This window comes from Sphingomonas sp. P3_C5, assembly GCF_056402635.1.
On sequence record NZ_JBFUHA010000003.1, the window covers coordinates 302,339 to 321,459 of the forward strand.

Annotated in this window: 21 protein-coding genes; 9 read left to right on the top strand and 12 right to left on the bottom strand. The window is 64.5% G+C overall.

What is annotated here, in order from left to right; genetic code table 11:
* Positions 1-139 precede the first annotated feature (139 nt).
* Positions 140-1,246, top strand: coding sequence for a hypothetical protein (locus AC1DVS_RS10345; protein ID WP_478022664.1), 1,107 nt, complete (start codon positions 140-142; stop codon positions 1,244-1,246).
* A gap of 48 nt (positions 1,247-1,294) precedes the next feature.
* Here AC1DVS_RS10345 and AC1DVS_RS10350 read toward each other — a convergent pair whose 3' ends face one another.
* Positions 1,295-1,675 (bottom strand): hypothetical protein, encoded by a 381-nt coding sequence (locus AC1DVS_RS10350; RefSeq protein WP_478022666.1) that lies wholly within the window; start codon positions 1,673-1,675, stop codon positions 1,295-1,297.
* An 8-nt stretch (positions 1,676-1,683) separates the two neighbouring features.
* Complete coding sequence (locus AC1DVS_RS10355; protein WP_478022668.1) at positions 1,684-2,928, bottom strand: FAD-dependent monooxygenase; 1,245 nt, start codon at positions 2,926-2,928, stop codon at positions 1,684-1,686.
* Positions 2,929-3,010: 82 nt separating this feature from the next.
* Between AC1DVS_RS10355 and AC1DVS_RS10360 the strand changes: the two genes are divergently transcribed.
* A complete protein-coding gene (locus tag AC1DVS_RS10360) occupies positions 3,011-3,583 on the top strand; it encodes a TetR/AcrR family transcriptional regulator (protein ID WP_478022670.1) in 573 nt (190 codons plus the stop codon).
* A 29-nt stretch (positions 3,584-3,612) separates the two neighbouring features.
* Here the strand turns inward: AC1DVS_RS10360 and AC1DVS_RS10365 are convergent, their stop codons facing one another.
* Both AC1DVS_RS10365 and AC1DVS_RS10370 read right to left on the bottom strand, forming a co-directional pair.
* On the bottom strand, positions 3,613-4,791 hold the full coding sequence (locus AC1DVS_RS10365) for a serine hydrolase domain-containing protein (RefSeq protein WP_478022672.1): 1,179 nt from the start codon (positions 4,789-4,791) through the stop codon (positions 3,613-3,615).
* Positions 4,766-6,013 carry a serine hydrolase domain-containing protein gene (locus AC1DVS_RS10370; RefSeq protein WP_478022674.1) on the bottom strand — a complete coding sequence of 416 codons (1,248 nt, stop codon included), beginning with the start codon at positions 6,011-6,013 and terminating at the stop codon, positions 4,766-4,768. The genes AC1DVS_RS10365 and AC1DVS_RS10370 overlap by 26 nt, the downstream gene beginning before the upstream one ends.
* Before the next feature lie 211 nt (positions 6,014-6,224).
* Here AC1DVS_RS10370 and AC1DVS_RS10375 point away from each other — a divergent pair, with 211 nt between their 5' ends.
* From AC1DVS_RS10375 to AC1DVS_RS10395, 5 genes are all read left to right on the top strand, one after another.
* Entirely contained in the window at positions 6,225-7,064 is an 840-nt protein-coding gene (locus tag AC1DVS_RS10375; protein ID WP_478022675.1) for a hypothetical protein, read from the top strand.
* A gap of 10 nt (positions 7,065-7,074) precedes the next feature.
* The gene (locus tag AC1DVS_RS10380; protein WP_478022677.1) at positions 7,075-8,121 is read left to right on the top strand and encodes a hypothetical protein; all 1,047 of its coding nucleotides are present in this window, start codon (positions 7,075-7,077) and stop codon (positions 8,119-8,121) included.
* 74 nt (positions 8,122-8,195) lie between these two features.
* Positions 8,196-8,906, top strand: a complete 711-nt coding sequence (locus AC1DVS_RS10385) for a hypothetical protein (protein ID WP_478022679.1) — start codon at positions 8,196-8,198, stop codon at positions 8,904-8,906.
* Positions 8,903-9,997, top strand: coding sequence for a toxic anion resistance protein (locus AC1DVS_RS10390; protein WP_478022681.1), 1,095 nt, complete (start codon positions 8,903-8,905; stop codon positions 9,995-9,997). The genes AC1DVS_RS10385 and AC1DVS_RS10390 overlap by 4 nt, the downstream gene beginning before the upstream one ends.
* Entirely contained in the window at positions 9,994-10,956 is a 963-nt protein-coding gene (locus AC1DVS_RS10395) for a hypothetical protein (RefSeq protein WP_478022683.1), read from the top strand. Before AC1DVS_RS10390 ends, AC1DVS_RS10395 begins: the two co-directional genes overlap by 4 nt.
* A 105-nt stretch (positions 10,957-11,061) precedes the next feature.
* Here the strand turns inward: AC1DVS_RS10395 and AC1DVS_RS10400 are convergent, their stop codons facing one another.
* Entirely contained in the window at positions 11,062-11,547 is a 486-nt protein-coding gene (locus AC1DVS_RS10400; RefSeq protein WP_478022685.1) for a hypothetical protein, read from the bottom strand.
* A gap of 191 nt (positions 11,548-11,738) precedes the next feature.
* On the opposite strand from AC1DVS_RS10400, the gene AC1DVS_RS10405 reads away from it, so the two are divergent.
* Positions 11,739-12,110, top strand: a complete 372-nt coding sequence (locus AC1DVS_RS10405; protein ID WP_478022687.1) for a hypothetical protein — start codon at positions 11,739-11,741, stop codon at positions 12,108-12,110.
* Here the strand turns inward: AC1DVS_RS10405 and AC1DVS_RS10410 are convergent.
* The 3 genes from AC1DVS_RS10410 to ychF all read right to left on the bottom strand — a co-directional run bounded on the left by AC1DVS_RS10410 (position 12,107) and on the right by ychF (position 15,106).
* Entirely contained in the window at positions 12,107-12,559 is a 453-nt protein-coding gene (locus tag AC1DVS_RS10410; RefSeq protein ID WP_478022689.1) for a MaoC family dehydratase, read from the bottom strand. The genes AC1DVS_RS10405 and AC1DVS_RS10410 overlap by 4 nt on opposite strands.
* An 11-nt stretch (positions 12,560-12,570) precedes the next feature.
* The gene (locus AC1DVS_RS10415; protein WP_478023023.1) at positions 12,571-13,842 is read right to left on the bottom strand and encodes an alkaline phosphatase family protein; all 1,272 of its coding nucleotides are present in this window, start codon (positions 13,840-13,842) and stop codon (positions 12,571-12,573) included.
* Positions 13,843-14,005: 163 nt separating this feature from the next.
* On the bottom strand, positions 14,006-15,106 hold the full coding sequence (gene ychF, locus AC1DVS_RS10420; RefSeq protein WP_478022691.1) for a redox-regulated ATPase YchF: 1,101 nt from the start codon (positions 15,104-15,106) through the stop codon (positions 14,006-14,008).
* Positions 15,107-15,327: 221 nt separating this feature from the next.
* Between ychF and AC1DVS_RS10425 the strand changes: the two genes are divergently transcribed.
* Complete coding sequence (locus AC1DVS_RS10425) at positions 15,328-15,939, top strand: hypothetical protein (protein ID WP_478022692.1); 612 nt, start codon at positions 15,328-15,330, stop codon at positions 15,937-15,939.
* 12 nt (positions 15,940-15,951) lie between these two features.
* Here AC1DVS_RS10425 and AC1DVS_RS10430 read toward each other — a convergent pair whose 3' ends face one another.
* The 4 genes from AC1DVS_RS10430 to AC1DVS_RS10445 all read right to left on the bottom strand — a co-directional run bounded on the left by AC1DVS_RS10430 (position 15,952) and on the right by AC1DVS_RS10445 (position 19,069).
* A complete protein-coding gene (locus AC1DVS_RS10430; RefSeq protein WP_478022694.1) occupies positions 15,952-16,554 on the bottom strand; it encodes a TIGR02466 family protein in 603 nt (200 codons plus the stop codon).
* Complete coding sequence (pth, locus tag AC1DVS_RS10435; RefSeq protein WP_478022696.1) at positions 16,551-17,126, bottom strand: aminoacyl-tRNA hydrolase; 576 nt, start codon at positions 17,124-17,126, stop codon at positions 16,551-16,553. Before pth ends, AC1DVS_RS10430 begins: the two co-directional genes overlap by 4 nt.
* 90 nt (positions 17,127-17,216) lie before the next feature.
* Entirely contained in the window at positions 17,217-17,918 is a 702-nt protein-coding gene (locus AC1DVS_RS10440; protein WP_478022697.1) for a 50S ribosomal protein L25/general stress protein Ctc, read from the bottom strand.
* 254 nt (positions 17,919-18,172) lie between these two features.
* Entirely contained in the window at positions 18,173-19,069 is an 897-nt protein-coding gene (locus AC1DVS_RS10445) for a TraB/GumN family protein (RefSeq protein ID WP_478022699.1), read from the bottom strand.
* Between the last annotated feature and the right edge of the window lie 52 nt (positions 19,070-19,121).

The following is a 19,121-nucleotide window of genomic DNA, read 5'->3' on the forward strand; positions in this document are numbered from 1 at the left end:
GCCGTTCGCTCTGATGGTCCGAAATGCCATCATGCGCGCGAAATGCTTCGCGCGTAACACGCCTTCAGCCAGTCCAACACTTTAACCGATTGGCGACCTGCGGAAACTATTGCTGCCCATAGCATCAAAGGACCGGACTATGTGGCGCTGGGTGATAATATTGTTCCTGGCCATATTGATCGCGCCAATGGCGTCCGGGTTGTTCAAAGGTGTCATCGACTCCCCGCCGCAATATCACGATATGGGTGAGACGATGGAGCCCGAGAAAATACACAGCAGCTGGGGCAAACAGCTCGATCCGAGCGGCGCGATCCCGAACAACGGGTTCAAGGCCTTTTATTTTAGTCGCGACAATCCGGGCACAGCCGTGTTCCAGGAAAATGTGGAGAGCATCGCGATTAAATACGCCTGGGCCGATTTCCATCGGATCAACTCTCCCCAATTTGGGGCCTATTGGGTCGGCAAGCTAAAATTCTCCTCGCCCGTGACAAAGCAGATCAGCGTCAGCCAGAGCTGGGCCAAATCTCGTATCCTCATCGACGGCGAGATCGTGTTTGACGAAAGCAATAGCAGCAAGACGTTCAGTCACGAATTTTCCAGTGGCGAGCACGTCATGGAAGTGGAATTCATCAACAACTGGCACACGGTGGAATATAAAGTAACAGTAGACGATGCCGTAGATACGATAGAGGAAAGCCAAGTCTCGGAGTACATCTCTGGTGGAGGAAAAATTCCTTCAAAACTATATTATGTTGGGCTGTATGAGAGTGCGTCCAAGGATACGAGCGTCAATGTCACACTGCCGCGCACCGGGAAATCGGTTGTGCTCTGGCTGACCTCTTATGAAGCAGTCGATTGGAACATCGAGTCGCCCGATAAGGTGTCGACTGTGATCGTCAGCTCCTATGCACCGGGATCGCGCGTACGAGGGGCCAGTGTGGCGCGGGTAGTGCGGGTGGGCCGAGCGCTGGGCATTCACAGCGAAACCAAACGGTGCAGCTGCGTCGCGGGAGATTTCCACTGCGAGGACCACCAGGATCTGGAGGATGTCGCCCAAAAGCTGCGTTCGATGACCAATATGGAGCTTACCGGCTACGCCATGAAATACAGTGCGTCAGAGCTGTCGATCCAGCCATATGGCCAGGATGTCATGCGCCGGGTGCTCGATCAGCGTGCCGCGACCGAGGCGGCGCAGAAGGCCTGTGTCGGCAATGCGAACCCGGACTTCGACCATATGATGAAGTGAATCGCCGGGGAGCCCGCGGGGCAGCGCCTCGCGGCGAGGCCCGGCCGGCTAAGCCTCTGATCGCCCGGCAGCTCGATATCCGATCACGCAAAGGCCGAGCATCGTCACGTTGCCCGCCACGTCGAGCAGCCCCAGCGGCGTGAGGATCGGCACGACCGCATAGGCCCAATAGTCGAACAGGAAGAAGGGCAGCAGCGCGAGACCGAACGCCAGAAAAGTGACGCGCTCGAAGCGGGCAAAGGCCACGAACAGCCCCGCCAGCAGGGCCTGTGCTCCGAACGCGCCGATCAGGACCCGGACCAGCGTGCTGTCCGTACGATATTCGGGCGTGATCGTGAGGAGCAGGACTGAGGCTGGTGACACGAGACACCAGCCTCCGAGGATGAGGAATACCGTCGCGATGCACCGCTGTATCGTACGAACAGACATGTCGCCGCTCATGCCGCAAGCTGGGCGACAGGGCGAGCCAGCTTGCTGGCCGTAAAGGGCGAGACCTGCTCGACCTTCCGCGGCAGGATGCTGTACCGCGCCCGCCCGATGCCCGAAAAGCCCAGCGCCATCCTGCGCTTGAACGGCGGGATGCGATTGAGGAAGCGCAGCGCCAGGTTGCGCATTCGACGCAACAGGACCGAACGCACGGTGGCGATCCGCGTGAGCCTGCTCGCAAGCGCCAGCACGTCAGCGGCGGCCGGTCGCCGGGTCAGCGCATAATCGTCGAGGACGGTGTCTGCCTCGCCATTGCGCACGACGCGGATCAGCGCCTCGCCGAGCACGATCGCGTCGACCAGCCCGGTGTTCATGCCCTGACCGCCGGCCGGACTGTGCACATGCGCTGCATCGCCCATCAGCAGGAACGGGCCCTTGCGATAGGTGTCGGCGAGCCGGTGATGGACGCGGAACCGCGATGCCCAGCCGATCTCCGTCACGCGCACGCCTCCGGTCGGTCCACGCGCGTCGAGCAGCTTCTGGATGTCGTCGATGCCTGGCTTTTCCGGCGCTTCGTCGAGCGTCGCGACGACGCGGTACGATCCGTCCGGCAGCGGCGCGATCACTACCAGCCCCGCCGGGGAGAAGAAAAGCGAGACCTCTCGCGTCCCGAACGGCCAGTCCATCCGCACATCGGCGAGCACGAGGGACTCGCCATAAGCTTCGCCGCGGAAGCTGATGCCAGCTGCTTCCCGGATGACGCTGTGCATCCCGTCCGCGGCGACGACATAGCGTGCGTGGATCGCCTGCTCGCCGTCCGTGGTGCGAACGCTGACAGTGGCGCCGTCACGCGTGGCGGTGGCGCCCAGCGCCTCGACGCTGCGGTGGACGGCGCCGCCAAGCTCGACCAGCCGCGCCTCGAGCAGCACTTCAGTCGAGGATTGCGGGAGCATCAGCAGGTGGCGAAAGGCCGAGGGAATCTGGTCGAAGCTGAGGTCGAGCAGTGCCTGGTCGCGGTCGCGGACGGTGAAATGCGACACCTCGATCCCGTGCGCTTCCATCGCATCGACGACATCGATCGTCTTCAGCATCTCGAGGGTGTGGGCGTGCACCACGGCGGCGCGCGAGGTGTTTTGCGCGCCCTGCAGCGCATCGACCAGCAGATGGTCCACGCCGGCCTTTTGCAGGCGGGCGGCGAGGGCGAGGCCGGTCGGGCCGGCTCCAACAATCAGAACTTGCGTATCGGACGGCAACATCGTGTATCTCCATAATTTGCCAACAAGTGTTGACTTAAAATCACGCCTTGCATTTGTCAACACACGTTGGCAAATAATGCGCATGACCAAGCCACGCCGCGCCACGCCCAAGTCGATCCGGACCCGCGAGGCGATCCAGAATGCCGCCAGGGAATTGTTCATTTCCAATGGGTTCGAGCGCACCACGGTGCGCGATATCGGCGCGCGCGCGGACATCGATCCGTCGATGATCATCCGTTATTTCGGCAGCAAGGATGCGCTGTTCGCGCTGGTCGCGAAGCCCGATCTGCACCTGCCCGATCTCAGCGGCGTCGACTCGGGCAAGATCGGGGAGGCACTGGTGCGCCACTTTCTCGAGCAATGGGAAGGCGAGCAGGCGGGCGGCGGCCTGCCGGTGCTGTTGCGATCCGCTGCGTCCAACGAGGAGGCCGCCAATCGACTTCGCGAGATTTTCCAGGCACAGGTTTTGCCCGCGATCCTGCGGGCCGGTCCGCCCGAGACCGCTCCCGTTCGTGCCGGGCTGGTGGCGACGCAGGTTCTGGGGCTTGCGCTGGCCCGTTATGTGCTGCGCCTGCCGCCGGTGGTCGCCATGCCGGCCGATCTTATCGTCGCGACCATTGGCGAAACGGTTCAGCGCTACGTCACCATGGGCTGACGGGTTCATCGGGGCCCCCGTGGCGGCGTCTACTTGGCGTCCCAATGATATGCAGCGAAAACCCTGGCCTGGACCTCTTGGATCAGATCCGCGCCACTGCCTTGGGCGTTGGTCATCACCACGACGCCATAGCCTTTGCGCAAATGGCCGACGATCGCGGATTCGAAGCCCCAGTTGCTTCCGCCGTGGAAGAAATACCATTCTTCACCCTTGCGGATGATCCGGAGGCCCACCGCGAAATCGCCGACACCCACAGGCGCGAGCATCTGACGCGCGAAATCGGGGTGCAGGACCTTGCCCTTTTGGTTTGTGCCGCCGCGTTCGAGTTCGATCGCAAAGCGGGCCAGGTCGCCGGGCGTAGTCCAGAGGCCGGCCGCGGCTTTCTCCGGATATAAATGCCAAGGGGCCCCCATCCGCTTGCCGGTTGCGTCATGGGCGCGGGCATAGCCTGACTCATCGCGCTCCGGCCCGTCGAAGCTGCTGTGCACCATGCCGAGTGGCCGCAGCACCAGCCGCTGCATGAGAGTTTCGAACGGCTGGCCCGCTACATCCGACAGGAGTTTCTGCATGATCAGCAGACCGCCGCCCGAATAGCGAGACGCTTTGTAAGGGGGCTGGTCAAACAGGACGGGACCCAGATTGGAAGGTGCGCGGCCTTCGATTTCCTGCTCGAAGCTGGGCAGCGCAGCGTCCGGCGCGTAGCCAGGGAAACCGAAACCGTCAGCGGCACCGGAGGTGTGGCTGAACAGGCTGCGCGGGGTGACCGGCGGCCAATCCGCTCCCTGGGGGCGCACCAGTTTCCACCCGCGCAGCTGGCTGTTCACATCCTGGTCGAGATCGAGGCGCTTTTCCTGGGCCAGCTGCACGGCGGCCATCGCGGTGACGGGCTTGCTGATCGAGGCTGCCTGGAAGCGGGTGTTTTCATCCACCGCTGCGCCAGTCGCGACGTCGGCTGTGCCATAGCCCTTTGCCCATTCGATCTGGAAATCCCGGACGACCGCGATGCTCAGCCCCGGTACGTGCAGGCGCTGCATGGCCTCGACGAGGGTTTCGGGTTTGCCGCCCTTCGCCTCTCCGGTGACGGGGGCATGCGCCCCTTCGACCGCCTCGATGCGCGAGGCAGGTGTATCCTGCGCGGCTGCCGGTGAGGACAGCGACAGGCCCAGCGCCATCAGGGCGCCCTCAAGCGGGGAGCGGAGGGTTTTCATTGGCGATGAAGGAATATTGATCGCGCCCGGTGATGGCGCGCACCATCCGCTGGTAAACGCCGAAGCCGGCACCGTCATTGGTCAGGATCACCAGCGCGTCGCCGGTGGCCGGCTCGGTGGCGCAATAGGCGGCGCAGCGGCCGTCATTATTGCCCTCATGGCCGACGCGGCGACCATGGGTGCCGTTCTCGACCTCGACGCCCAAGCCCCACCAGTGCGGAACGCCTTTGCGCACGGCGACGGTCGGCGCCGTCATTGCGGCGCGGGTGGTCTCCTTGATCTCCCAGGGTGCGTGATCTGGCCGGGGCGTCAACAGCCTGGCGAAGCGCGCGAGATCGGGCGCGCTGGTCAAAAGGCTCGATGCCGCATTGGCGAAGCGGACCCGCTTTGGCGGGGGCGACTTGGGATCGGCGGTGCCGCCGGCGCGTATCCAGTCGGCTTGCGTCCAGTCCCGTACGGGCTTGTTCCACTTCTGCGCGAGGGGGCTGACAAAACCGGACACATCGCGCCATCCCTGGCCCTTCGCCACCCGGCCGCCGACATGGCCCCAGGCGACGTTGGTTTCTTCGGTATAGGCGGCGAAGGTGCTGCGCTTCATGCCGGCGGGTTCGAACAGCAGGCGGCGGGCCAGTGCGTCCAGGCCTTCGCCGGTGAGATGCTCGGCCACCAGCTGCAGCCAGAAAATACCTTCGCCGGAATAGCTGAAATACGTGCCGGGCGGAAACTGGGAGTGGAAGGATTCGGGCTTGGCGTCCTCGCCCCAGTTGGGGAGGCCTGATGTGTGAGTCAGCACGTGGCGCGACGTGATGACGGCGAGAGCGGGGTCCGCGCGGAGATAATCGGGGCGGAAATAGCTTGCGAGCGGCTTGTCGAGGTCGAGCACGCCCTGGTCGGCAAGCTGCAGGGCGATATAGGCGAACACCGCCTTGCTGATCGAGGCGGCCTCGAACAGCGTGTCCTGATCGACCATCTGGCTGGTCCCGGCCTTGGTGACGCCGGTGGCGTGGGTCCACGCGACTTTGCCGCGACGGAGCAGCACGGCGCTAAGACCCGGAACGCAGGCGGCGTCCTTCAGGAGAGCCAGATCGGCTTCGAAACCGGCGGGGATCGCCCAGCCGCCGGCCGACGATCGCGCGCTCGTATTTTCCGCCAGAAGAAGTGCCGACGCTCCGGCCGCGGTGCCCAGGAAAGCCCGGCGCGTGGAGTGCGGGGTCAAAGGCATGGTCGATCTCCGCGACCTGTTCGGATCGATGCGCCGACCATCTATTTGACCTCCCCAAAAACCAGATGATGCGGGCAGTTAACCGCTACCTTGCGCATCTGTCGCGCGAACTCTGCCCAAAATGCCGATAGGCGTAAAGGGCCGCAACCGCGCTCGGTGCTTTTGATGGCATGCAAGCCAATCTTCACTTTTTCAGTTCATTCCCAGTGCCATGGCCAAGTCGACAAATCGGGAAGAACTGGCGGCGCGCGCCGGGCGGATCAGGGGCGCGCTGATTGCTGTACTCTGCGCCGTGATCCTGTTCGCCATTGTCGCGGTGCTGTTGCACGATCCGGTTTCGGGCGTGTTCGACGTCCATGTCGCGGGGGACGGCCCGAATCTGCTGATGGCCCATCAAGCCGCGCTTGCACCCGGCGAACCTTATGTGGTCGATCGGGGCATCGGCCGTGTCGGGCAGATCCTTTCCTCCGTGATCCAGACCTCAGTGCTCGGCGCGGCAGGCTTCTTCATCTGGGCATTGATCAAGCGGCGGAAGCGGGTTGCCTATATCGCCATCGGCTGGATGGTGCTGATTTCCTATGCCGGGCCGATCCCGACAATCATGCAGCCCTATCCGCCGGTTGCGGTGAGCGTGCCGGCGGCGCGAGCCGCGCTGGGCGTCACCGGGCCGGCTAATCCGGGCTGGCTCCGGGAGACGCTGCCCTGGCGCCGCTATATGCTGGCGGAGATCGCCTATGCCGAAGGGGACCGGGCAGACGCGGCGCGCCTGTCCGCCGGCCTGACGAGCTTCGATATCGCGTCGCCGATCGAGGGCGCCTATCGGCTGCAATTCCTCCAGGGACATGCGCCGACCGTTTCGTCTGCATGCTTCAAATTCGGATGCCTCACCCCCGCCGGGCAATATTGGGGCGAACGCGGCGCGCTTGGCCTGTGCCTGCTGGCGATCTGCCTGGCTGCCGCCATCTGGCGGGTCCTGCGGGTGGTACGCCGCCGCCTTGCGACGATCGAGGAACTGACGGCGACCGGACGTCGCGCGCGGGCGATGGCATGAGGGCGGGGGCATGAGCACGGAGGGCATGAGCGCGGCCGGCATTGATAAGCTGGCCGCGCGGCGGAATCTGTTCATCATGCTGGCCAAGGTCCTGCTGATCGGCACCAGCCTGTTGTGGCTGTGCATGATGGTCTTTTACGATCCGTCGGCGGACGGCGCGGCACGCCCTTCGATCCTGCTGACCAGCCGGACATCGTTCCTGCTCTGGTCCGAGCATATTCAACGGATCGACGAGCGCAGGATCTGGGGCGGGCCCTCGACATTGTTCGGGTTGTGGAGCCTGATCGGATCGCTGGCGACCATCAGCATTATCGCCTTTCTGCGGGCGTGGCTGAACCGAGGCGCCCTGTCGCGGATCGGGGTTGGCTTTGGCCTTGTAGCGCTCGTGCTGGGCATCGCCTGCGCCGGGGCGGAGACGGGGGCGGTCTATCCCGCGACGCTCACCCCAGCGAATTTCGAGCGCCTGACGGCCGCGATCGAGGCACGTCAGCCCGGCCTGATCGCGCGGCTGAAAGCCGGGGAACATCCGACGCTGCCTGCGAGCGGTGGCGGAACGCGTCGCTTGACTGTCTCCTCGGGCAACCAGGTGGCGGTGATCGAAGATCTGGAGCAGGATGGACCGGAGCTGCGCGATCGTGACGATGTTGAGGGGTTGCGTTTCGCGCTTGCCGGCCAGGCATATGCGAGAGGCGACCTGCCGACCTTGCGGCGCCTGCTGCCGATCGCCTTGGCAATGCCGCCGACCGATTTGCCTGCGCGAAATGATTTCGCGCGTCGGCTGGTGGCGATGGGCGCTGCCGCGGGAATGGCGCCGGTGCCGGCCGCCGATCGCGCGGTGGTCATGGCGCGCGCGACATATTGGAATGCGGTCCTGACCTGGATCGGGCGCGCGCGGGTGCTGCTGCAGATCATGCTGTGGAGCGGGCTTTCCTGTCTGGTGATCGGGCTGATCCTGCGCTGGAGCCATGGCCGGATCGAAGCGCAACGGGCGAAGCTCGAAGCGCTGCAGGCCCCTTCACGCCGCAACCGCACCGCCGCCGGGGTAACTGCGCCTTAAGAGCTGGCAGGATAAGGACAGTTATGGTTTCCTCGCTGCCCGAACCCGCTGCCGCATCCCCAAACGCGGAGGTAATGGCTTCGCTGTTCGCGGGCACCAGCCCGGGCTCCGAGGAGGCGCTGGTGCGCTTCGATTCGGCCCATGTCCCATTCGAGCCCGACCAGAGCCTGTTGTCGGGGACGCCTGCGCGATCGCTCGCCGAGGCGATGACCGAGATGGTCGAGACGCTCAAACGGATCGACATCGACCGGGTGGCAAGGCGGCAGGGATGGTGGAGCCGGTTCACTGGCGCCGATCTCGAAGCACGGATCGAGCTCGAAGTCGCGGCGCACAGCCTTGGTGCCACGATGCGGCGGGTGACGAAAGAAGCCACCGGCGCGCGCCGCGCCCAGGCAGCGATGCGCGCTGATCTACCCCGGCTGGACGCCGCCCATGAAGCACAACAGGCGCTGGCGGACGCAACGTCCGATTTTCTGCGCGGCGCGGCCGCAGATGACCCTGTCGTGGCGCGGCTTCATCGCCGGCTCGGCAATCTCGAGGCGCTGCACGCCTCCAACCGCCTTACGCGCGCTCAGATGGTGATGGCGATCGATCATCTTTCGGGCCTTCTCGACCGCTTCACCGACATCGAGCAGCTGTTGTTCCCGGTGTGGCAGCATCACGCGCTCGCTGTCGCGCAGGGAACTGCCGGGAGCGAAGATCCGTCAGGCCTGCTTTCCCAGCTCCGCACCATTCACGCGCGATTCGAAGGCGCGATGGCTCCCCGAAGGACATGCGATTCATGAATCTCCCCGCTCAAATCGGTACCGCGCTGCCGCTCGATGCGTCGACCCGGCTCCTGACGCCGCAGGTCGACGATGCCGAAGCGCAGGCGCTCGCCGCGACGATCGACGTTCGTTCGCCGCTCGCGGTGGCCGGGTTCGGCCAGGAAATCGGCAAGACGACCAGCGGCTATGCGGACCAGCTGCTCAGCCAGGCGCGCACCGGCGACCTCGACGATATGGGCGGCAAGCTAAGTGAGATCGTGGCCGCTGCCCAATCCTTCGACCTGTCCTCGTTCGACAGCAAATGGGCGCGCGCGCCGATCATCGGCGGGCTTGTCAAGCAGTTCGTGCTGACCAAGGAAAAGGCGGTCTCCCGCTTCGCCTCGCTCGAGGAACAGGTCGACAAGCTCGTCCAGAATATCGAGGGCACGCTGTCCCGGCTCCATACCCGGGCGGAGTCGCTTGCGACGATGTACGACGGCGTGGCGGAGGAACATCATGTGCTCGCCGTCCATGTCCGCGCCGCTGAAGTGCGCATCGACTCACTCGACGAGGAGATCGCGGCACTGCGAAAGGGGCCAGGCGATCTCGCGGCGGTCGAGGTGATCAGCGCGCTGGAGGGCAGCCGGGAGGCGCTGTCGAAGCGGATCGGCGACCTCTCCGTACTTCAGCATAGCGCGCTGCAGACCCTGCCGATGATCCGGATGATGCAGGCGAACAATGTCGTGCTGCTCGAGAAATTCCAGACCATCCAGCGGCTGACGCTCCCAGCCTGGAAGCGGACTTTCGTGCTCGCGCTGGCGCTTAACGAGCAGCGCGATGCGGTAACGCTCGCCAATAATATCGACGATGCGACCAATTATTTCATGAAGCGCAATTCCGAGATATTGCATGAGAATACGGTTGCGACGGCCAAGGCCAATCAGCGCCTCGTGATCGACGTCGAGACGTTGCGCACGGTGCACGACAATGTCGTGAAGACGCTGATCGATGTGCGCGCGGCCCATCAGGAGGGCGCGGAACAGCGCAAGGCGGCGCTGGCCGATCTGGCTGAGCTTCGCCACGAAATGGCCTCCGGTCTGGCGGGCAGGATTCCCGCTTCCGCCGAGTGAGCGACCTTTCCGGGCGGATCGCGGCACTGGCTGCACGGGGCGCCCGGTTCTGCCTCGCTGGCAAATGGCTTATAATCGCGGGCTTCTGCCTGCTTGGCACACTGATGCCGCTCGCCTGGCCCGACCCGGCGGGGCCTTGGGGAACCGATCCCTATCTGTCAGTGCCCGAACCGCTCTTTTCCTGGCTGCGGCAACAAGGCGCCGGCGTGAAGGCAGTGCTGCCGTGGCAGCTCTCGCTTCAGCCGATGAGCTGGATCATCGCCTGCGTGCTCCCGATGTTCGTGGGCTTCTACCAGTTGCTCAAACGGGTGATCGCCTCCCGTGGCGTGCGCATCGCGATCCTGCTGGTATCGGTGCCGTTTTCGCCTTTTATCTGGGCGTTCTTCGCCTCGTGGCAGGTGCCCGAGGAGCAGGTACTGCCGGCTGCGCGGACCGGAATCCTGGTCGATCATGACGGTGCGCCGGTAGCCCATGATGACGGCACCTTTCGGCCACCGGTGGCTGCCTATCGCATCTTCCCCGAACGCTTGCCGCAGCCGCTGGCGGACCAGGCCCGTTTCGTGCTGGCGCAACAAGCTTATATGGACGGCGATGCGGCGCGGATGGGCAGGCACCTCGCCGGCCTGACCGGAGCCTGGCAGCCTGCACCGGATGATCGCGCCTTGATCGGGTTCATGGTCGAGCATGGCGCTGCCGTTGGCCGGCCCGTTGCAGGGATCGCGCCGGCCCTGAGCGGCGGCGCGCCGCATTCCGCGTGGCGGCTTGCGGCCTATGTCTTCATGAAATGGTTTGCGACGGCCTGTCTCGCGCTTGGGGCGCTATGCCATATGATCGGCGCGCGGCGCAGGGGACAAGCGGTTGCGCAGGCGCAACGCCTGGAGCGGCTGGGCGAGCGGGCGCCTCCCATAGCGGAGCCCATTGCTGTATCCTTCGGGCGCCGGTCTCGAGCTGCCGCCTGAGGTGCCGCCGATCTCTGCAGAGCTTGCTTTATAGGGGATGCCTGAGAGGCTGAAACCTGCGATCCTCCCTCGAACCGGTTTCCCTGACGGGCGTTCAGCGCTATCTTACCTGGACTCGTCACCTATTTTCCCGGCCGAAGGCGTGTCACCGAATTCGGGAAAGAGGCGCTCGATCTCGGCCTGTAGGTCGCTTCGGCCGGGGAGCAGGTCGAAATGGTCGAGCAGGGTCTTCACCAGGCGTGCGCGGTGGGGGCCGATACCCGGCAGGGTCTCCAGGCCGGGCAGGTCGGGGTCGGCGAGCCGATCAGCGAGATCGCCGAGGGTGCGGTAGCCCGATGCGTTCAGCAGGCACCGCAAGCCGATGGGGAGGATCGACTGGCCGACCGGCAGGTCGCGGTCGGTCGCCCTGACGTTGGTCGAGCGCAGCCGCGTGCGCGACGCCTTTTCGCGCTTGAGCGCGCGGCGGATATGGCTGAGCTGGCTGGTGGTGAGATCGAGGCGGCGGCGGATGTCGCGATAGGAGGTGCCGGATGCCCGCAAGTCCCGCGCCTGTTCCAGGTTCAGCAGGGCCTGTTCGGGCTGGCTCAGCATAGGTTCAAGGGCATCCGGATAGGGGGTGAGGCGGGGCCTAGCACAGGCGATGCCGCGCGGATATCGGCACCGGGTTCGGGCGCGGGGGTGGGCTCGCTCGCGGAACCTCCGGGGCATTTCACCGTTGTTTATGCACTCAACGTCGCTGACCAGTAATCGTTAGCGACGTCCCTGCACAGGGAGTGCGTACCATGTCCAAATCTCGATTGATGCTTGCCGGCGTAGCGCTTGCGGCCGGCCTTGGCCTCTCCGCCTGCGCCGAGGACGGCTATTATAGCGGCGTCTCGGTCGGCTATAACAGCGGCGGGTGGGATCCCTATTATGGCGGCTTTAGTGCCGACCCCTATTGGGGCTGGTACGGCGACTATTATTACCCCGGCACCGGCTATTACGTCTATGATCGCAACCATCGCCGCCACCGCTGGAACGACCAGCAGCGTGGCTATTGGCAGGGCCGTTCAGGTGCCTGGCGCGGCCGGGAGACGCGGCCGGTCTGGCGCGACTATGGTGGGTCGCGAGGAGGCGATGGACGTTCGCACTGGGGCGATCATCACCGGCGCTAGGGCTGGACGGGCCGCGTCCGGATCAGGCCGATCGACAGGAAGGTCATCACCGGCACGTCGTGCTGGTTGAACACGGTCATCCTGCTGCGGAAGCTGCCCATTTCGGGGCGGCTCTGCGACGCGCGTTTATCGAGCAGTTCGGTTTCGCAGCGCAGGGTGTCGCCGGGATAGACCGGCTTGAGCCAACGCAGCTCGTCGATGCCGGGTGAGCCGAGGCCGGCCTGGCTGTGCGCATCGAGATTGGCGACGACCATCGACATGGTCATCGCGCAGGTGTGCCAACCGCTGGCTGAGAGCCGGCCGAAATGCGTGGCGGCCGCGGCCTCGTCCGAGAGGTGGAAGGGCTGGGGATCATATTTCGAGGCGAAGGCGATCACCTCCTCGCGGGTGACTTCGTAATGCCCGAAACTGGATTTCGTACCGACTTCGATATCTTCGAAATATTGCATCACAGATCCCGTCATTTCACCAATATATCGCGGAAAGGCGTGTCGTCGCCGTCAAGGCCGGTGCCCGGCGGCAAGCCGATCAGATTGCGCATCAGCGGCGCTATGTCGACATTATCGAAGGGCGGGAGCTTGCCGGCCGGCCTGATCGCCGGGCCGTTGGCGATGAAAAGGGCGGCCATTTCCCGCGCCATGGGGTCGTAGCCATGGTTGCCCTTGTCATCGACCTTCGCGCTCGCGGTCTTCACCACCAGCCAGCCGGTTTCCGCCAGGCAGAACCAGGGCGGGATGCGCGGGTTGGTGCCGTAATGGAAACGCGCAGGGATTTCCGCTTTGGGCCAGCAGGTGAGGTGATCGTGCGGCTTGCGCAGTGCCGCCGCGAGCGCTGCCTCATGGCCGGGCACGGGGGCAAGCGACACGTAGGTGGTCGCCTCGACCACGCGGTAATCGGCGGGGTTGGCGATCCGGTCCAGGACAATGGTGCGCGCCTTGCTGATCGTCGCCATGCCGTGATCGGCGACGATCACCAGATTGGCCGGCTGGCCCATGTCCTTCAGGCCCTGGACGAGCTGGCCGATCGTTGCGTCGATTTCGCCGACTGCCTGGGTGGTTCTCGGATCGTCGGGGCCGTAAGTGTGGCCGGCGCTATCGACGGTGTCGAAATAGAGCGTCACGAATTTCGGCCGGATCGCCGCCGGGCGGCGCGCCCAGTCGAGCACGCCGTTGACGCGCTGGGTGTTGTTCACGGCCATGCTGAACTGCTGCCAGTCCTCGGGGCGGGTGCCGCCGGCGACGTCGTACGGCCATTTCGCGGCTTTCGTCCCGCCCCATGCCACGTTCGATCCTGGCCAGAACAGGGTGGCGCTGCGGATGCCCGCTTTCTCCGCCGTCACCCACAGGGGTTCGGCGGCATTCCACCAGAAGGGATCGTCAGTCTCCATCTTGAAGACCTCGTCCGGGCGGGCGCCATCCTCCATCATGTTGGCGACGATGCCGGTGCGATCGGGCCTGAGGCCGGTGACCAGCGTCCAGTGGTTGGGGAAGGTCTTTGACGGGAAGCTCGGCCGCATCGCCGCATGCACGCCGCCTGCCGCGAGCGTTGAAAGGTTGGGGGTGACGCCGCGATCCAGATAATCGGCGCGAAAGCCGTCGATCGAGACGAGGATGGTGATCGGCGCCCGTATTTCCGCGGGCGCCGGGCTGGCCTGGGCGGGTGACGCCAGGCACGGTGCGGCGGCACCGACTGAGAGGGCTAAAAGGGCGAGCGCCATCGCCCACATCGTCATGCCGGACGCGTTCCGGCATCCATCATGCGGCTTGGCGGGGTGGCTCATCTCGAACTCCGGCGCCTGCCGCTTGATGGACCCCGGAACAAGCCCGGGGTGACGGAAGGATTCGCGCCTCGCCTAATGCCCGAGCGATGGCGTGGCGAACAGCGGGTAAGTGTCCTCAGACGTTGAAGCGGAACAGCATCACGTCGCCGTCCTGGACGACATAGTCCTTGCCCTCGGACCGCAGCTTGCCCGCGTCGCGCGCGCCGGCTTCGCCCTTCAGTGCGACATAATCGTCGAAGGCGATCGTCTCGGCTCGGATGAAGCCGCGTTCGAAATCGGTGTGGATCTCGCCAGCCGCCTGGGGTGCCCGGGCGCCGACATGGACTGTCCAGGCACGCGCTTCCTTGGGCCCGACGGTGAAGAAGGTGAGCAAGTGGAGCAGCTTGTAGCCGGCGGTGATCACCCGGGCGAGGCCGGTTTCTTCCAGCCCGAGCTCGGCCAAAAATTCGCCTCGCTCTTCGGGGGCCATGGTGGCGATCTCGGCCTCGATGGCGGCGGAGACGACCACCGCCTCGGCGCCTTCGGCCTTCGCCTTTTCGAACACGCGCGCCGACAGGGCATTGCCATGCGCCGCATCGCCCTCATCGACGTTGCAGACATAGAGAACCGGCTTGGAGGTGAGGAGCTGCGCCTGCGAGAAGACGCGGGCCTCCTCCTCGTCCTTCGGCTTGGTCAGGCGGGCGGGCTTGCCCTCACGGAGAAGCTCGAGCGCCTGGCCGAGCACCGAGACGGCGATCTTCGCTTCCTTGTCGCCCTGCGCCGCTTTCTTCGCGAAATTGGGCACGCGCTTCTCGAGGCTTTCGAGGTCGGAGAGCATCAGCTCGGTCTCGACCGTCTCGGCATCGGCGATCGGATCGACCTTGCCCTCGACATGAGTGACATCGCCATTCTCGAAGCAGCGCAGGACATGGACGATCGCGTCCACCTCGCGGATGTTCCCGAGGAACTGGTTGCCGAGGCCTTCGCCCTTCGACGCGCCGCGGACGAGGCCGGCGATATCGACAAAGCCGAGCTGGGTTTCGATGATCTTGGCCGAGCCGGCGATCGCGGCGAGCTGGTCGAGGCGCTTGTCGGGCACCGCGACATTGCCGACATTCGGCTCGATCGTGCAGAATGGATAGTTCGCCGCCTGCGCGGCGGCCGTCTCGGTGAGAGCGTTGAACAACGTCGATTTGCCGACATTCGGCAGGCCGACGATACCGCAGCGGAAACCCATGATGATACCTTGTAGATGATGACGCCGAGGTTACCCGGCCGATTGGAGACGCGCGATAGGGCGTTCGCCCGCGATATGCCAGCACCGCGTCCCGCTATCGGCGGTGCGCGAGCTCCATGGTAAAAAATTAACCGCAAAATCTGTGCGGGTTCGGCGGTTCGGCGCGGTCATGGAAATGACGGCATGCGAGGGGGCCCGCCTGCGGTTTTGGGGGATGGCTGATGCGCACGGCGCTGGTGGTCGCTGTACTGACGGGGTGTATCGCCGCGGCTCCGGCATGGGCGCAACAGGCGTTGCCGCTTCACGGCATATTGCCTGCGCTGCGCCTGACTGGCTCTCCAGCAATGCCCTATCCGGGGCTCGCGCTCACGCCGGATTTTCATCTTCGCATCGAATTCGCGCCGCGCCCGGTGGCTGACATCCTGCTCGATCCCGACAACAATCTGCGCCAGCGCTTCGCCAGCTCGATGATGGATTTCTATCCGCTCGCCGGGCAGGGCTTTCACTTCTCGGGCGGCCTGCGTTTCTACAGCCGAACCAACTTTGCGCGCGATGCCGAGCGCACCACTCACGGGCTGCTCTATGTGCCGAGGGGCCCCAATACCGGCATGGGCGTGCGTGGTTTCAAGCGGTTCACCCCGGCCGCGACCTTCGGCTACACCCAGATACTGGGTGGCGGCGTGATGCTAGGCATCGAGGGTGGTACGCTGCTCGGGCGGGTGAATCCCGGCATGCCGCGCGCCTTTCGGGAGCTTCGCGCAACCAGTGTCGGCAATGACCGGACATCGATCACAAACCCGGTCGTCAACATGGTGGTCGGCCTCAAATTCTGAACTGCGTGATGGTCAGCGATAGTTGAAGCTGATGCTGATCCGCTCTTCCTTGGCCGCGTTGGGCATCACTTCGTGCCGCAGCCAGCTTTCCCAGAGCAATATGCTGCCGGTTGTCGGGTCGGCATAGACGAAGCTGCGCAAATCCTCGGGCGCATCGTCACGTCGGGTCGGGGCGGCCATCATCATCGCGAGACGGGGATCCTCGAACTTCAGCGCCCCCGAGCCTGGAGGCACCGCGACATAGACAGTGCCCGAAATCACGCTGTGCGGATGGATGTGCCCGGAATGCGTGCCGCCTGGCTTCAGGATGTTCACCCACAGGCTGTCGAGCTTCAGTTTGCGCCCGCCAAGATCGAAGGCGCAGTCCCTGGCAAAGGCGGCGACATGCTTGCCCAGCCGACGCACCAGCTCACCAATCACTGGATCACGGTGCGGCAGGTCGTCGAGCGAGGCGTAGGAGGTATAGCCGCGATAGCCATGCGCCTTGGACCAGGTGCGACCGGCGCGGTCATCCTCAGCGAGCGTGCGGCAGCCATGGTCGAGCTCGGCGACGAAATCACTGTCATCGAGGCTACCCTCGTAGAGTCGGGTCGCGAAAAAGCTGCGCGTCGTCATTTCGTCTCACCCAATCTGAGCGCGACATCGCTCATGAAGCGACCGTCATTGCCCTCGGCCAGCCAGCGCGCCTCGGCCGCGACAGCGCCGAGCAGATCGGCCAGCGGATCCATCTCGGCCTTTGCGTAATTGCCGAGCACATAGGGGCTGACCTTGTCCTTGTGGCCGGGATGCCCGATCCCGATCCGCACCCGGCGGAATTCATTGCCGATATGCGCCTCGGTCGAGCGCAGGCCGTTGTGGCCGGCCGTGCCGCCGCCGGTCTTCACCTTCACCTTGAACGGCGCGAGATCGAGCTCGTCATGGAAGACGGTCACATCGCCGACATCGAGCTTGTAGAAGCGCATCGCTTCGCCGACGGAGCGGCCACTCTCGTTCATGAAGGTGGCGGGCTTGAGCAGCAGGATTTTCTCAGGCCCAATCCGGCCTTCCTGGGTCCAGCCCTGGAACGCCTTTTTCACCGGCCCGAAATCATGGATCTCGGCGATCGTATCGACCGCCATGAAGCCGACATTGTGCCGCTGCAGCGCATATTGCGCGCCGGGATTACCAAGGCCGACCCAGAGTTGCATGAAGTCCCTTTAAGCAAAGAAAAGGGGCAGGGAAGCGCAATGCTTTCCTGCCCCCGTATCTGTCGCCCCTCGCGGAGCGGTTCGTCAGGCTCAGCCTTCCGAAGCTTCACCCTCGGGCGCGGCTTCAGCAGCGGCCTCAGCTTCAACCTCGGCGACATGCTCTTCATGCGCGGCCTCGGCGGCAGCGGCTTCTTCAGCAACCTGTTCGAGCGTCTCGGACTTGAGCGCCGACGGCGCGATCAGCGTTGCGATGGTGAAATCGCGGTCGTCGATCGCCGACTTGGCGCCCTTGGGCAGCTTCACCTGCGAGATGTGGATCGAATCGCCGACATCGGTGCCCTTGAGCGAGATGGTGATCTCGTCGGGGATCTCGGCTGCGTCGCAGATCAGCTCCAGCTCATGGCGAACGACGTTGAGAACGCCGCCGCGCTTGATGCCCTTGGAGAGCTCCTCATCGGTGAAGACGACCGGCACATTGACGTGCACGGTCGCGTGCTCGGAAATGCGCAGGAAATCGGCATGGACCGGGCGATCGGTCACGGCGTCGAACGCAACATCCTTGGGCAGGGTGCGCACGGACTTGCCGTCCACTTCGATCATCACGACCGAATTCATGAAATGGCCCGTCATCAGGGCGCGCATCAGCGCCTTTTCCTCGACATGGATCGAGGCGGGATCTTGCTTGTTGCCGTAGATCACGGCGGGTACGCGGCCTTCACGACGAAGCGAACGGGAGGCTCCCTTGCCAACCTGTCCACGCGTCTCGGCTGCGAGCGTAAGCTGTTCGCTCATTACAGTCTCCGATATGCTGGTTCAAAATCCCGGCCAGGCCTCCAGGGATGACCCTGGCCGGAAGCGGGGCGCTATAGGGGAGGGGCGGGGGAAAGGCAACTATCTCCCTCTCCCATTTTGGGGAGAGGGAAGGAGGAGCGAAGCGACGGGAGGGTGAGGGCGTGTGTCTCGAGCCTCAGCCCCTTCATCCAACTTCGACTAGGTCGCTTCGCTCCCAAGTCTTCGTATCCTTCTCCCCCCGGGGGAGAAGGAAGTCAGTACTTCACCCGCTCCGCTTTCAGGTGATGCGCCTCGAGTTGCACCAGCACGCTGTTCTTGCCCGCCAGATGCCCTGCGCCGACTGCCATGAACACCACGCCCGGCTGCTTCATTCGTGCGTCGATCCAATCCGCCCAATGCTTGTTGCGATCGATCAGCAGGACCTTTTCCAGCTCGGGAGAATCGGCGACATCGTCATTCAGGATCTTGGCGAGCTCTGTGGTATCCCCCACTGCCCATTGATCGACCATCGTCTCGATCTTGGTGCCGATCGTCGGGGCTTCATCGACCGTCGCTGACAGGAAGGCGACCTGGGCCGGCATCGACAGGCCGTCGAAAAAGCCGAGCTGCTGCTCCGCCGTCTCGAGCCCGACCACCGGCTTGCCGCCAGCGGCCGCGGCCTTGGTGATGATCTGCTCGGGGCCGTTGGTGACATCATAGCCCAACTTCTGGAGCGGCAGCAGTTCCAGGTTCACGGCCGCGAACCATGGCTCGAGGTTGTCGAAAGCGGTCGCGGGCAGGCCGAGATTGGCCATCGCCTTTTCATAAGCGGCGCGCTTTTCCCCAGTCAGGCGAGCAGTGAGCGCTATGTTGTCATGCGCATAGCCCTTCTGCTTGACGATCGCCTGCATCGTCTCGACGTCGGGCATCACCATCTCGAGCACGACCTGGTTCGAGGAATCGAACGCCTTTTTCACGCCCTTGTCGAACCAGGTGGTGCCGGGCCGCAGCACATGGATCGTGCCGAACAGGTAGATTGTGGTGTCCGCATCCTTGACCACCCACAAAGCCGGGGCGGCCTGGCGCACGACCGTGACGGGCGCGGTTTGCGCGCAGGCGGGGGCCGTGAGCAGCAGCGCCAGCGGCGCGATCAACTTGGCGAAAGTCTTCATGGAGAAAGGGTTCCTGAGAGAAAGTTGCGCGTGCTTATCGGCAATCGCGGCC